Source organism: Ruminococcus bromii (assembly GCF_928721825.1).
Taxonomy (GTDB): Bacteria; Bacillota; Clostridia; order Oscillospirales; family Acutalibacteraceae; genus Ruminococcoides; species Ruminococcoides bromii.
Map to the genome: position 1 here is coordinate 644378 of NZ_CAKMVP010000003.1, position 14948 is coordinate 659325.

Consider the following 14948-nt stretch of genomic DNA (forward strand, 5'->3'; position numbering starts at 1 on the left):
TAATATGCACTGAGTTAAATTCACTTCATTAATAATGGAAAGTAACATATGAACCCTTTGCAGCATTAATAGCCTGATTCTTATGGGTGTTGTAACTGCCACATTTATTTTTTCATGATTTTACCTCCGTAATCGGAATAAATTCTAATTTAACCTCAAACAACCAGTCATAGCATTTTTATTTTAAACAACAAACTGCTCTTACCACCTTTTTCTAAGTTCACAGGGATTTTAGGCATAAAAAAGACTAGAAAAAAATAACGCCCACATTTTCTGTGAGCGTTACTGTTGCAATATTGATTTCAGATACAAAATGCGGCATAGAGAGGAACGATTTTTTTATTGTCCTCAAAGCCGAAGTTTTTGGCAGAGAGCTTGATGGCATAAGCGGGCTTGTAGGTGTCCATATAGACCTTCAAGCTCTTGGCTCTGGTGTTGTCGGCAGACTTGACCTCAATAGGAATGAGCTGACCGTCACGCTGAATGATAAAATCAATTTCAGCTCCACGCTCGGACTCCCAATAGTAGGTGTGGTAGCCGTTAATGGAAGCTGCACATTGACATAGTTCTCAGCCATACCGCCCTTGAAGTCGTTGATTTCCTCGACCATATAGAGAATGTCATTGGCGGCTAAATCTTTCTTGGCGCAAAGCAGTCCTAAGTCGGACACATAAATCTTGAACGCATCAATATCACGGTAGTTTTCAAGCGGCTTTTTGATTTGCTCCACCTTGTAGACCTGTGACACGATACCAGACAGGCAAAGCCATTCGATTGCATTTTCAAATTCGGAAGCCCGTCCGCCTTTCTTAATCAGCTTATATTGGAAACGGGTATTCTTCTTTGAAAGCTGAACGGTAATGTTATCATAGGCAAGTCTGGTTTTCTTGATTTCATTCAAGTTGTTATACTTGCTCATATCATTGAGATAGCTTGCAAGTATCGTATCCTGCGTATGGCGGACAAGGATATAATCCTTTGTTTCGGCAAACTGCATCACGCACTCTGGCATACCGCCGACCACAAGATACTGACGGTAAAGCTGCATTGCGGCATCGTGCAAGGCAGACGGCAGCGGCGTATCGGTTTGGAAGCACTTTTTAATCTGCTCTACCAAATCGTCCTCACCGAGAGCCAACATAAATTCCTCCATATCCATAGGATAAAGCGTTTTCATATCGACCTTTCCTACGGGAAAAGAGAATTTCGCTCTGTTGACCGCAACGCCGAGCAAGCTGCCTGCGACGATGATGTGATAATCTGGAGCGTTCTCGCAAAAGTATTTGAGCGAAGTCAACGCCCTTTCGCAGAGCTGCACCTCATCAAAGACTATCAGCGTTTTTTCCTTTACGATGGTCTGACCTGCGATATGGGATAAAATCGGTATCAGATAATCGGGGCTGATGTTTTCCTCAAAGGTTTCGTTCAGCTTTGGATTGGTTTCAAAGTTGAAGTATGCCACATTTTCATAGTGGGTACGCCCAAACTCCAGAATGGAATAGGTCTTTCCGACCTGTCTTGCGCCCTGTAAAATAAGGGGCTTGCGGTGTTCGCTTTCTTTCCACGCTTCCAAGAAGCCCATAATCTTTCTATACATAAGCAGTCCTCCTTAAAGGTACTGACCATAGTATAGCAGATATTCGTGTAAAAATCAATGATATTTCCTTGAATTTTCACACTAATCAACATGATTATTTTCGCAACCTCTCACAATACGACACGAACACCGCAATTTCTGCATTTTACACCTCTCCGAACTTGGTCGTCATCAGCTTGTAAAGCTCGGTATTGCGTGGGAACTTGTTGACAAACGGCACAAGGGAGCTGCCGACCTTGAGAAGCCCCTGTCCTGCGCCGACATTCGTGATATAGCTGAGCTGAAGGTCGGAGATATTGAGGAACTTGATTGAGCATGAAGTTTGCGAAGTCCACCGTTTTTGTCACCCATTCTTGTAACACGAGAAAAATAAGATTACAGGAATTTTAGGCATAAAAAAAGAGCCCTATGGCTCAGATGTTAAAAATATTAAATAAGTAACTGTTATTGATTATTCTTAATTTCTCGATATACTCTTACTTTTTAAGATTTAAAAGAAGGTATCGTTTTATTCACTCCATGCTGTGGAGGGAAGTCGATCACTTGCTCTTTTAGTGAAACTTTCTTTGAAATTTTGTCGATGAACGGAATTTTTACATGCAAGCCTGTTGACCAAGTTACATGATATGTTCAGAGTCTTTCAATTACATATGCGTGTGCCTGCGGCACTACCTTGACATTGCTTACAATTACTATAAGCAAAATTAAAAGGACGATACCTAAAATAATAAGTGCTGCCATTATTTACCTCTCATTCTGATATTGGCTCTACAATGAGCTTTACACCCTCAATTGCAAGAACCTTAATTTTTGTTCCTTTTAAAAGCGGTGCTTTGTCGGACTTTACCGTCCAAGTTTCCGCACCGACCTTTGCCTGTGCTGTTTCGTCAATATCGGTTAAATCAGTCAGCATAAACCCGACTTGACCGATGTGGCGGTCTGCGTTTGTTCCCGTTGTTTTATTACGCTTTTTAAAGCGTTTTACAAGCGGTCGTGTCACAATAAGCGAAACAAGTGACACAACAAGGAACACCACCGACTGGATTGTGATGTCGCTTGTGAATATAGTTGTAATGGCGGCACAAACCGAGCCGAGAACAAACCATATTGATACAAGCTGTGTTGTAAAGCCTTCGCAAAGTAGCATAAATATTGCAAAGCCTATCCACACTATCGGCATATATTGCTCCATAGGGCTGTCACCCCCTTTTTCGCATAATTTTAACACAATATTATATATTAGTCAAACTATTTTATTGCTATTTTATGCGTTAACTGATTATTTTGTATCTGTATTCCGCTTTATCCTTACAATTTCATGTAAAAAGGGCATAAAAATACCGACAAGTATTAGCATAGAACACCATTACTTGTCGGTAATAATTTTAATATCACATTCCTTGTTCAAAAATATAGAGGTACAAATCTTCAAGGGTTGGGTTTGCAATTGTTATTTTATGATTTTCAGGGGGATTATCTGTTACTAATCTTACTACGATTTTATCATCATTATGATAGAGATTTGAAACTCGATAATTATCCTGAAAATATTTTAATTCCTCTTTTTCAATTTCCACCTCAACTACCTTATTTGCAATTTCATTTACAAGATTTTGGCAGGTATCATGTGACACAAGTTTTCCCTGCTTTAAAAGTATAATCTCTTTAGCAATGAACTCGATATCGGACACAACATGAGTAGAAATGAGCACGATTTTATCTTCTGCAATTTCACTTATAAAATTGCGGATACGAATTCTCTCTTTTGGGTCAAGGCCCGCAGTCGGTTCATCAAGAATCAAAATTTTCGGGTCATTCAAAAGTGCCTGAGCAATCAAGGCTCTTTGTTTCATACCTCCCGAAAATCCGCCGAGTTTTTTATGTGCCGCATTAGTGAGATTTACCGTATCAAGAAGTGAGGTTATTTTTTCCTTAGCCTCCTTCTTTTTTAATCCCTTTAATGCCGCCATATACCACAAAAATCGGTTAAGAGTAAAATCATCATACAAACCTTGTTGCTGTGGCATATAACCGAGAACGCTCCGATAATTTTTACCTAATTTTTTAATATTTTCTCCGTCATACAACACTTCACCTTTATCTGAATTCAGATTATCGGTAATGATATTCATAAGTGTTGATTTACCTGCACCGTTAGGACCAAGAAGTCCATACACACCCGGAGTAAGCGTAACGGTAAAATCATCAAGTGCTTTTACCGCTCCTTTTTTATAGACTTTTGTAATACCTTTAACCTCAAGCTTTGGCATTTATTCGCCTCCATATTCTTGTTTCGGTAAATTTTAATTTAGAAATTTCAAGTGTGACAATTGCAATTAAGATACTCAGCAAGCAAGTCATAACGATAGCTATAATATGGGAATTTACAACCCAATAACCTATTCTTACATTTTCAATCGAATACAAAGCAAGCAATGGTAATATAACTAAAACAGTTGAAACCACCATTGTAAACATACTGCTACGGGTAAAAATTGAAACTGCTGTAATAACAAATGTTACTGCTGTTGCAAGCAAAAAGTAGCATACGAGATTGAGAACTACCGCATTTATCACACTAAAAGATGTTTCTTGAACATTTTCAAAAATACATACTAAGGGTGTATTCAAACTGTTCGCACCGTATGTATTTATAAATCTTACAAAATACGGCACATACAGAACTGTAAATGCTATTAACAAATATATACACTCCACTACTATTTTTCCAAAAAACAGTTTTGTTTTACCGTTTTCAGTAGTACGAATAAGGTTGATCATACCATTTTTATACTCGGGTGAAAATACATAAGGAACACCTATCACAATAACAAGACAAAGCAAAGAAAAATCGTTCCATTCCCTTGTTTTACTTGAAACAAAACTTTTATAGATGTTTTCATCAATAAATTTTGCATCTATGCCCTTTTTATCTAGTTCAAGGAGTCGATTATATTGTTCGATTACTCTTTCAAATGCAATCCCTTTGCTGTTTAAAATATTTTCAATCGACTTGGACATAGCCTGTTTTGCATTTTCAGAAAGCTCACTATTTTCAGCAATTTCGCCCATGCGTTGTTGCAAGTTGTTAAAATAATTTTGCTGTTCCAAAATATAGTTTTCCTTTTCCGAAGTTATGTCACCCTCAAGATATTCCATATACGCTTTGTAGTCAGCATCCGAATTTTCCGAATAAGGGTAACGAACCGTTCCGAACGATGAAATAATTGCAAAAAGCACAAGCAAAACAATCATAACAGCCATTTTATTTTGAATAGTGAATTTAAAAACTTCGCCTTTAAAAATGCCGGTACTGCCGTTTAATGTAAAAAATCTTGATTTAAACTTTTCAAACAGTCTTGAAAAAATGCCGGCAGTTTTCTGTTGATTGCGTTTACAAAATAATATACAGGAAAACACCGTACACAAAAGAAATACTGTACAAAAAACGGCAAATGCAATCGGAATCGAAGCTACTGCATTTGAAAAAATATTAAGATTCAGATAACTTCCAAAAAATTCCCCGCCGTCAAGAATATAGAAAATATTAATGTACTTTAAAAGGTTCAAAAAAGAGTTCTGTACAATCAAGGTATAGAGCAAATACTCTGCACCAATTATTACGAGCCCTGTAAGATACATCGTTGCAGAACTTGAAAAGATAATAAATACAAGAGCCAAAAACGATGAAATAACAAAAGTCCCCATTATTTTTGCAAATGCAAACAAAATCAAAAATTGACCTGCTGTAACTGTAAGGGTACAGTTGCGAAACTCGGAAATTGATTGAATATTTACGCTTAAATCGGTACTGCCATACAGGAAAGTGTTTATGATAAAATTGCAAAAAATGAATAATATCGACACAACAGCTGACAGTACAAAAAGCAACATGAATTTTGAAATTATAGTTTTGAATCTGCCGAATTTTGTACATCGTACCAACGAATACAGTCCTTTTTCACGCTCATATTGAAAAAGATAAACGCAAAGCAAAAACACAATGGCGATTATAAAAATATCGGTTAAACTGTATTCTGTTGTTGCAACAAAAGCATCAGAATTTACAAGGCTTAGCTTGGTGTTTTTTAACCCTGAATAATCGTTGGATGTTTTGTAAAGATTTTTATATGAAAAAGAATTTTTATCGCCAAAAATTGAAGAGGACGACTGCGCCTTTGCCCTGTCATACATTTTGTCAATAAAATCCGGATAGGAATTTATATACTCAATCTGCTGCGAAATATCATAGAGAAAACTGTTTTTCCAAAAGTTATCTCCGCCTTTTTCACTCATTTCAACAGCCTTTTGATACGCATCCGGATTACTCTTTCGATACTCATCAAGTTCATATGTGTAATTTTCAATAAGTTCCTCGTTATCAGTCTGTGCAAGATTTTCAAGTCTGCTAAAAATTTCATATGCAAGCAGTTCATTGTCAATCTGCTTTTCAGCGTCATTCAAAGACATTGAAGAATAACTATTGAGCATTTTAGCATACTCATTGGAATAAGTGATTCTAATGCTGTTTTCTTCGGTATTTTGCGATGAATATAATAAAAAGCCGTTGATTGCAAGGCAGAGCAATAAAAAAACAAAAAATATTTTTTTATTAAGTATCTTTTTCAGTTCATAAATAAAGAGTTTCATAAATTCATCTGTTACTCAAAAGTATAAATTTCATCGGCATTTTCTGTGTTATTTTTATCAATATAATAAAGTGTTTTTTCTTCTTCGTTGTAATCAATAAAACAACTGCTGTCAAAACCTATTTCGGCAGTAAATTCAAACGGCATTTTCTTTAAAGTTGCCTTATAGCTTTTATCACAGAAAATCAACTTATCAGCCTCATTATCATCATTAGCAGCTGAAATTATCAGATTTTCACCGTCATTTGTAAAAGGAGTGTAGTATTGATAACCTGCAATCAAATCAGAACAATCAAGAATTTTCTTTTGATTTTCTCCGTTAAAACCGCACTCATACACCTTACTTCCGTTTGCGAAAATAAGCTTATCATTGAAAATTGTAAACATTGAATTTATATTTACTTCCAACTTTTCACTGAGATTTTCCCATTTATCGGTCTGTAAATCATAGTTTATCAAGTAGCTGTTTTCCTTGGTACCGTCAAGCTTTGTTATCCATAAAAAAAGATGATTGCCGTAGAATCTGGTGTCACATACACTCATACCATTAAGTATATCGTATTTATAGTACGGCAGTAACTCATCTGTGTTTCCTTTACCATCGGCAGAAACCTTGTAAAGTGCCATATTACTGCCTTCTGCCGCTCCTTCGTTATCTTTTTTACTTCCGTCAAAATAAATATATCCTCTGTGAATTTTAAAGTCCCAAATTGTATAATCCCTTGTCGAATATAAAACCTCACGATTTGTTCCGTCAGTTGAAATTTTGCAAATTTCATTTAATTCATAAGTTACACCGTCTTTGTCGGTTTTATCCTCGACCGATTGAAAATAAATGCAGTCATTGTAGTAAACAAGACTTCTGAAATATGTATTTAAAAATGCTGTACACTCTTTCTTTTTCTCAAACGAGGTTTCTTTGTCATGCATACAATCACTTCGATTACACAAAGGTTGACAACTATGCGTTTCCTTATCAATCACATACAAAAATCCGTTATCTGAATTTAAAAAGTAAATACCCGTATGAGTATCTGCAAAATAGAGCTGACTGCCGTACCTTATAAAATTCTCCTGACTGTCCTGATTAGGAACATATGTATCAGAACTGTCAATACTTATTTTTTGATTACATCCGCACAAAAAAACAAATGAAATCAGAAACAAAAATGCAGTGTATTTTTTTATCATATTTTTCATATAAACACCTCAGAGCCCACCCGCTACATTCGGGTGGGCTCTCAAACTTATGCTGTTTTGCCGACTGTAGCAGATACAGTTGTTGCACTATTAAATTGAGAAATACATTTTGAGCCTACTAAAGTATAATAACCGTTTGTAGTAACCGTAAGACTCTTGTTATTATCAACGCTATTATACGAATTGCACGATAACTTCACATAACTACCGGATTTGTAATAGCCATACACCCAAACTTTTATTGAACACGATCCGCCATTAGTAACACTTCCTTTTCCGCTGGTTGTGTTACCGGAATATGATGCCGTTGATGATACTGTATAACCATTACTCATTTCTGCATATCTAGTACTGGAAGCTGTACCGGCACTTATAGCTGCAACTGATGAAAAAACACATATTGTAGCTAACATTATAATTATATTCACTAGTCATTTATTTATCTTATAAGATATTTTAACATATTAAGAATATAAACACAATGATTTTTAGATATTATTTGTTGCAAATTTTATTATGCATTTTTTGTGCAATATGACAAATTTTATTTAAAATAATGCTAATTAATATCGGTACAAACAGACCAAATATAAGATATACAAAAGCCCACTGTTGCAAACCGTTTGGGAGATAGTAGTACCATATACTTGATTTAAATGATGCAACATTAAAGTCACCAAACAATGAGCCTGAAGTAATGCGGCTTAATCCGTAGAATACAAATTTTAGGCACATAAAACCTACAAGCTGATTTACCATAATTCCGTATGTGTTGTCAGCTATAAGCCTTACAAGCTTGCTGTTTCCTATGGCAGGTACAAGCAATCTTGAAACTCTCAGCCAAAATGCAATTGCTGTGATTGACGAGATATACGGAATTATAAAACCGTTGTTGAATTTAGTAAATGACGACGGAGTGTACTCCAAATCTTTGCAAAAAGTTAAAAGTGTCAGCTGTACAGCAAATATAATTGCAAAGTACGCAACATTATTGAGAGTGTCTTTCTTTTCAAGCACAGCTTTATAAAAGCGACCGAATTCATAACACGGCAGGAAAAACATTGTTCTGACAAAAAGTTTCACTATACCGTTAATTGCAGTCGGATTTTCTATTGCAGTGTTAATTCCTATCATTCCGATTGCTAGATACACTATCAAAACTATAAATTCATTGTCAAGATGAATCAGTTTCAAAAATTTTCTGAACAGCACATTTATTATACAAACCAAAAACAGCGGGTACACAAACCATGAACCGAGGTTATATTGAAAAGCCTCACCGTCAACAAACGGCATAACAAAAAGATTGTATAAATCAGGCTTTGCACCTATAGTAAATCCAAACAAACCGAGAAATGCAACCATACCACCGTAAAATATATTCCACAGATACGCAGGAATAAGAAGCCGCTTTGTTCGTTTCCATATGTATTTTCCGACATTTTCTTCATAATCGGTTTTGTAAAAATAACCCGATATAAATACAAACAGTGCCAAATTATACGAATACGGCGGAAACCAGTTATAAGCAAGTTCCATTCCGCCATGATAACAATGTCCGGAAACTATAATGATAATTCCGATTGCCGACAAAAGTTTGAATTGCAAATTCACCCCTCCGTCAGTATTAACGCTACGCAAATTTCTACCCTTTTTCAAAATTCAACTCTCCTTAATTTTTGATTTATATTAAATATTACGGCTTGCTTTTCCCTTTTACTTTGTTAAATCATATCTCAAAACAGCACTGTAAACTTCAATTGTGCAAAAACTGTAAAAAAATCGACAAAAATTGTACTCTATAATTCTTATTTACGGAAGCAGCTTCAAACCTTATTAGCTTTAAACCTTATTTAAATTTTTTGATAATAAAAGTTTCAAATTCCTGCAACACAAGGCCAAAGTATAATAACGGAATTAACGCAAATACGGCTAAACATAAAATTCAATACAAAACAAAAATGCTATCCTTTTTCGTATAATTCTAACACAATATTGTATATTAGTCAAACTATTTTATTGCTATTTTATGCGTTAACTGATTATTTTGTATCTGCATTCCGCTTTCTTGGCATAACGCCTTAAAGAAAGGATAGCATTTTTTAGAATATTTGATTTTAATCAGGTAAAAATAGTGGGTTTTTGGTAAAAATTCGGTTATCTAAAATTACCGTAACTGTAAATTCATTATTCTTCTCCGAAATAACTACATCTCCCCCATACTTTTTGGCAATACTTTTTACTATAGAAATTCCCTTGCCGTGATTTTTCTTATCTGCCTTATCAGTATGCAACAAAGGATTTTCAGACAATACAGAATCAATAATTTTATTTTTGCATTTGAAAAATGCAGTTTGTAAGAACAGCCGTGCAAGAGGAATGTTCCGGATTTACGGTGCAAACAGAACAGGGTGATTTTCAGGCAGAATTGCACATAACCGCTAAAACAGAATATTTTTAAGACGGTGTAATACTGTAAAACATGAAACATCCTCATAGATTAAAAATCAAGGACCACCCAAGAAATAGGCGGTCCTTGATTTTAGAGAGATTTTATTTTTAAAAGGAGTTAGAAATTAGCTTATTTTATTTGTTTATACCAAAAATATATTTCGTAGTTTGTGTATAGTTTTCGTTTGCTTTTAATATTGTCGTAGGAAAAGTCTTGTGATTTACAGCATCGGGAAAGCCTTGGGTTTCAAGACAAAACGCTGGATTTTCTCCGTATGTTGCTGAATCCTTTCCCATATTGGACAAAACATCGACATAATTTGCTGTATATACATGGACACCTTTTTGAGAAGTATAGCATTTTAATGTTATTCCGCTATCAATACCCTCAGCTTCGGCTGCAAGCACAAATTCTTCATCAGAATGATTCAGCACAAACATATGATCAATACCGTTTGCAAAACCAATCTGCTCGTTTTTTCTGTCAATACCATTTCCAATTAACTTGGGTTCGGTAAAATCAAACGATGTATTCTTAACGGGAGTTATCTCTCCTGTGGGATTGAGGTTTGAATTTATCGGTATGAAGAAATTTGCATTTATTTTCAGCTTGTGATTTTCTGTAACTTTACCGCTTTTATGTCCGTTAAGATTGAAATATGAATGATTGGTCAGATTACATATTGTGTCTTTGTCGGAAACTGCCGACCATTTTATCGTAAGTACATTTTCATCATCAAAAGTGTAGCGTACAAAGACCTTCATATTTCCGGGATAGCCCTCATCACCGTCGGGAATATCAAGCATAAATAGAACTGTATTTGGAACTTTATCATCAACTACCGCAAGCCACACTTTGCGGCTAAAGCTGTTAAATCCGCCGTGTAGATGGTTACTCCCATTGTTTACAGGGAGCTGATAATCTTCTCCGTTAAGAGTAAACTTGCCGTATGCAATTCTTCCGCAACATCTTCCGACAGTAGCACCGAAGTATGTTCCGTCAAATTCATAACCGTCAATGTGCTCATAGCCGAGAACTACATCTCTAATACTACCGTTTTTGTCGGGAACTTTTATCGAAACGACACTTGCGCCTAAATCACATAATGTCACGCTTGCTCCGCTGTTATTTTCTATTGTATAAAGATGAGTGTTTTCACCTTTGGATGTAGGTTCAAAATTCACTACCCTTACCTTTGACATTTTAGCACTTCCTTTACTACAGCGTCTTTATAAATTTATCAAAAGCCTTTTGTCCTTCAGGAGTTCTTTTGAATACACCTGCATCCAAAAGAACATTAAGAAACACCTTTCCTATCTCATTTTGAATTATTGAATCAATATTATTTTCATTGATTTCATCATACTGCGAAACAAATTCATTTACCCACTCGGAATGTTTGCTGATTTTCGGAATTTCACTTACATCCTTGTGATTAAGAATAGCATCCTTTAAAATAGCCATTTCATCTTTAAGCCTTGAGGGCAATACTGCAAGTCCCATAACTTCAATAAGGCCGATATTTTCTTTTTTAATATGATGCAAATTCGCATGAGGATGAAATACTCCCAGAGGATGCTCTTCACTTGTAATATTATTTCTGAGAACGAGGTCAATAACAAATTTTCCATCCTTTGTAAAAGCAATCGGAGTGATAGTGTTGTGAATTTCACCGTCTGTTTCGGCAAAAATGCCAACATCTGCGTCCGTGTACGCTCTCCAACTCTTTAGAATATGAGAAGATAATGAAATAATGCTGTCCTTGTTTTTACCTGTCAATCTTACAACTGACATAGGCCACTTTACAATTCCGCACTCCACATCATCAAAGCCGTTAACAATAAACTTTCTTTCAACCTCTGCCCTATTAAGTGCAAAGCTGTATCTGCCACCCTGAAAATGTTCATGTGTAAGTATTGAACCGCCTACAATCGGCAAATCAGCATTCGAACCGATTATATAATGCGGAAACTGTGAAATAAAATCAAACAGTTTTCTGAATGTGGAATCATTGATTACCATTGGTGTATGCTCACCGTTAAATACAATACAATGTTCATTGTAATAAACATACGGAGAATATTGCATAAACCAGTTATCTCCGTCAATGGTGAGCGGAATAATTCTGTGATTATCTCTTGCAGGATGATTTACTCTTCCGGCATATCCTTCATTTTCCTTACAAAGCAAACATTTCGGATAGCCCGACTGTTTTTGAAGTTTTGCCGCTGCAATAGCTTTCGGATCTTTTTCAGGCTTTGAAAGATTTACAGTGATATCAATATCACCGTATTCGGTTGATGTTTTCCACTTTAAGTCTTTCTTAATACGATATCTTCTTATATAATCGGTATCGCAGCTGAATTTATAGTAACTATCGGTTGCAAGTTTAGGGGAACAGCTATAATTCTGCCAAAATTCTCTTATTACTTCTGAAGGTCGCTTAACAAGTGAAGCCATAAGTTTCACATCAAATAAGTCGCGATATGTTACTGTATTTTCGGGAATGATTCCTTTTTCGTATGCATAATCAAGAAGTCCCGACAAAATTTCTTCAAGAGTATCCTCGTTATCTGCTGTAAGGCAAGTACAACTGTCATCGGGTTCATCCATATGGAACAACGATAAAAGCCTATTTTGCGTGTAGATTATATCCTCTTTTTCAATAAGCCCCGTATTGATTCCGTATGAAACAAGTCTTAATATTAAACCGTAAACGCTGTTCTTCATAAATACCGCCTCACTTACTATAGCCGTTGGTATGTGTTGAATGCCATTTCCACGCTGTTTTAATAATTGTTCCCAGATCATCATACTCAGGTTTCCAACCAAGTACAGTTTTCGCCTTATCGCTTGATGCAATCAATACAGCAGGATCGCCGCTTCTTCTGCTTTCTTCAACAACCTTAATGTCTTTCTGTGTAACCTCTTTTGCTTTTTCAATTACCTCACGAACAGAAAAACCTACACCGTTGCCAAGATTGAATATATCACTTTTACCGCCCTTCATAAGATATTCAACTGCAAGAATATGAGCCTGTGCAAGGTCAGTGACATGGATATAATCACGAATACAAGTTCCGTCAGATGTGGGATAATCAGTACCAAAAATACTTATGTGGTCACGGGTACCCTGTGCTGCTTGAAGAATAATCGGAATAAGGTGGGTTTCAGGATTATGTGCCTCACCGATTTTTCCGCTGATATGTGCTCCGCATGCATTGAAATATCTGAGAGAAACATATCTTAAACCATGTGCTTTTTCAACCCAATAGAACATTCTCTCCATGGATTTTTTTGTTTCTCCGTAGCAGTTTGTCGGATTTGTCGGATCGGTTTCAAGAATAGGAGTTCTCTCAGGCTCACCGTATGTTGCCGCTGTTGATGAAAATACAATCTTATCAATTCCGTGAGCAACCATTGACTGAAGCAAAACCTTTGTGCCGTTGAGGTTATTATCATAATATTTGAGAGGGTTAGTCATACTTTCACCGACAAGTGAATTGGCTGCAAAATGAATTACAGCATCAATACCTTTTTCTTTATCAAAAACGCTGTCAATTTCACTTCTGTTTCTGAGATCACCTTTATAAAATTTTGCTTTGGGATGAACCGCCTCGATATGACCTGTTTCAAGGTTATCGAATACAACAACCTCATTACCGCTTTCAATAAGTCTGTAAACTGTATGCGAACCGATATATCCGGCACCGCCTAAAACAAGAATTTTCATTTTCTCCTCCTTAATAAAAAACAAAACCTACATAATTACATTACTTTTATTCCGCCGTATTTTCTCACTTTGAGAACATGGCATGAGTTTTCTCCGAAAATTTTATTTATAAATTCTTTGTAATTACTTACAAAATCATTTTTGACAAACGCCTGAATTGTACCTGCAAATCCACCGCCGTGAACACGGCACACGCCGTAATTGCGAAGAAGGCTTTCGCTGAGTGCAAGGGCTACCGAGATGTTCTGATGTTGAATATCTCTTGTTGTATATACATTCTGAAGATACTTAAACGATGAATTACCGGATTTTCTGATTGCATCAAGGAATTCAACAAACTTACCGTTTTCAAGTGATGAAACGGCATTTTTAACATTATGCTCCTCATTAAAGAAATGAATCGCACGAAGTACCGGTCTGTCGCCAACAGCCTCACGAATTTCGTCAAGGCGAATATAAAATTCGTTTGAATCACAATCTCTCAGATAATCTTCTCCGAGAAAATTTGCAACCTTTTTCATTTCCGAGGGAATCATAGCATAATCATCTGTAAGATCAACATGATCACCCTTTGTGTCAACAATACAAAGACTGTAATCATATTTTTCAAATTCGGTAGGTACTTTCTTAACAATTGGCTTTGTCGGATCTTTAAAGTCAATGTTAACCATTCCTCCGACTGAACAAGCCATTTGATCCATAAGTCCGCACGGCTTTTTGAAAAATACATTTTCAGCATACTGAGAAATCTGAGCAATCTCAACTGAATTTATTTTCATATCATTATATAAACCGGAAATAATAGTTCCGACAACTACTTCAAAAGCTGCTGACGATGAAAGTCCTGCACCAACAAGTACATCACTTGTTGCATAAGCATTGAATCCACCAATTTTGTATCCATGATCCTTAAGTCCACGAAGAACACCTCTGATGAGGCTGACTGTTGTGCCTGCCTCATCATTATTAACTTCGAGGTCATTTATATTGAGAGTAATCATATCATAACCGTCAGAAACAAATCTTACAACATCATTGTTATTCTTAGCCGACACAGCAATAGTATCAAGATTAATGGATGTTGCAAGCACCATTCCATGCTGGTGATCTGTATGATTACCGCAAACCTCACTTCTGCCGGGAGCACTGAATATTGCTACTTTATCAGGGCAAAAAATTGTTTCATACTGCTCAATTGCATGAACATATCTTTTTTTCTGATAATCAATCATTGATGAATCTATATATATATCAGTGAAAAGATTATCAAATTCGCCGTTTGTAATTTTTTCAATTGCTGTTTTAGTATCAATCATT

The 14948-nt window shown here is 35.9% G+C and carries 13 protein-coding genes and 1 pseudogene; all 14 read right to left on the reverse strand.

What is annotated here, in order from left to right:
- Window positions 1-302: 302 nt before the first annotated feature.
- The gene (locus tag QDI94_RS03305; protein WP_278868701.1) at window positions 303-497 is read right to left on the reverse strand and encodes a hypothetical protein; all 195 of its coding nucleotides are present in this window, start codon (window positions 495-497) and stop codon (window positions 303-305) included.
- Window positions 416-1597, reverse strand: a complete 1182-nt coding sequence (locus tag QDI94_RS03310) for an ATP-binding protein (protein ID WP_278867106.1) — start codon at window positions 1595-1597, stop codon at window positions 416-418. Before QDI94_RS03310 ends, QDI94_RS03305 begins: the two co-directional genes overlap by 82 nt.
- Before the next feature lie 507 nt (window positions 1598-2104).
- Window positions 2105-2338: pseudogene (locus tag QDI94_RS03320) on the reverse strand (SPFH domain-containing protein); the annotation flags it as partial.
- 10 nt (window positions 2339-2348) lie between these two features.
- A complete protein-coding gene (locus QDI94_RS03325; RefSeq protein WP_278867108.1) occupies window positions 2349-2789 on the reverse strand; it encodes an NfeD family protein in 441 nt (146 codons plus the stop codon).
- Between the two features lie 199 nt (window positions 2790-2988).
- On the reverse strand, window positions 2989-3867 hold the full coding sequence (locus QDI94_RS03330; protein WP_278867111.1) for an ABC transporter ATP-binding protein: 879 nt from the start codon (window positions 3865-3867) through the stop codon (window positions 2989-2991).
- A complete protein-coding gene (locus QDI94_RS03335; protein ID WP_278867113.1) occupies window positions 3854-6247 on the reverse strand; it encodes an ABC-2 family transporter permease in 2394 nt (797 codons plus the stop codon). Before QDI94_RS03335 ends, QDI94_RS03330 begins: the two co-directional genes overlap by 14 nt.
- 11 nt (window positions 6248-6258) lie before the next feature.
- The gene (locus tag QDI94_RS03340; RefSeq protein ID WP_278867120.1) at window positions 6259-7446 is read right to left on the reverse strand and encodes a hypothetical protein; all 1188 of its coding nucleotides are present in this window, start codon (window positions 7444-7446) and stop codon (window positions 6259-6261) included.
- Between the two features lie 47 nt (window positions 7447-7493).
- Entirely contained in the window at window positions 7494-7781 is a 288-nt protein-coding gene (locus tag QDI94_RS03345; RefSeq protein ID WP_278867122.1) for a hypothetical protein, read from the reverse strand.
- Window positions 7782-7941: 160 nt separating this feature from the next.
- A complete protein-coding gene (locus QDI94_RS03350; protein WP_278867124.1) occupies window positions 7942-9054 on the reverse strand; it encodes an acyltransferase family protein in 1113 nt (370 codons plus the stop codon).
- 509 nt (window positions 9055-9563) lie between these two features.
- Entirely contained in the window at window positions 9564-9836 is a 273-nt protein-coding gene (locus tag QDI94_RS09885) for a GHKL domain-containing protein (protein WP_423816692.1), read from the reverse strand.
- Window positions 9837-10032: 196 nt separating this feature from the next.
- A complete protein-coding gene (locus QDI94_RS03355; RefSeq protein WP_278867127.1) occupies window positions 10033-11100 on the reverse strand; it encodes an aldose epimerase family protein in 1068 nt (355 codons plus the stop codon).
- 16 nt (window positions 11101-11116) lie between these two features.
- The gene (galT, locus tag QDI94_RS03360; protein WP_178061488.1) at window positions 11117-12628 is read right to left on the reverse strand and encodes a UDP-glucose--hexose-1-phosphate uridylyltransferase; all 1512 of its coding nucleotides are present in this window, start codon (window positions 12626-12628) and stop codon (window positions 11117-11119) included.
- 10 nt (window positions 12629-12638) lie between these two features.
- Complete coding sequence (galE, locus tag QDI94_RS03365; protein ID WP_178061483.1) at window positions 12639-13631, reverse strand: UDP-glucose 4-epimerase GalE; 993 nt, start codon at window positions 13629-13631, stop codon at window positions 12639-12641.
- A 35-nt stretch (window positions 13632-13666) separates the two neighbouring features.
- Window positions 13667-14947 (reverse strand): galactokinase, encoded by a 1281-nt coding sequence (locus QDI94_RS03370; RefSeq protein WP_117838070.1) that lies wholly within the window; start codon window positions 14945-14947, stop codon window positions 13667-13669.
- Window position 14948: the final 1 nt, after the last annotated feature.

Coding starts and splice junctions, on each gene's coding strand:
- QDI94_RS03310 (WP_278867106.1), bottom strand. CDS start 1,597: ATGTATAGAAAGATTATGGGCTTCTTGGAAGCGTGGAAAGAAAGCGAA.
- QDI94_RS03325 (WP_278867108.1), bottom strand. CDS start 2,789: ATGGAGCAATATATGCCGATAGTGTGGATAGGCTTTGCAATATTTATG.
- QDI94_RS03330 (WP_278867111.1), bottom strand. CDS start 3,867: ATGCCAAAGCTTGAGGTTAAAGGTATTACAAAAGTCTATAAAAAAGGA.
- QDI94_RS03335 (WP_278867113.1), bottom strand. CDS start 6,247: ATGAAACTCTTTATTTATGAACTGAAAAAGATACTTAATAAAAAAATA.
- QDI94_RS03340 (WP_278867120.1), bottom strand. CDS start 7,446: ATGAAAAATATGATAAAAAAATACACTGCATTTTTGTTTCTGATTTCA.
- QDI94_RS03345 (WP_278867122.1), bottom strand. CDS start 7,781: ATGAGTAATGGTTATACAGTATCATCAACGGCATCATATTCCGGTAAC.
- QDI94_RS03355 (WP_278867127.1), bottom strand. CDS start 11,100: ATGTCAAAGGTAAGGGTAGTGAATTTTGAACCTACATCCAAAGGTGAA.
- galT (WP_178061488.1), bottom strand. CDS start 12,628: ATGAAGAACAGCGTTTACGGTTTAATATTAAGACTTGTTTCATACGGA.
- galE (WP_178061483.1), bottom strand. CDS start 13,631: ATGAAAATTCTTGTTTTAGGCGGTGCCGGATATATCGGTTCGCATACA.
- QDI94_RS03370 (WP_117838070.1), bottom strand. CDS start 14,947: ATGATTGATACTAAAACAGCAATTGAAAAAATTACAAACGGCGAATTT.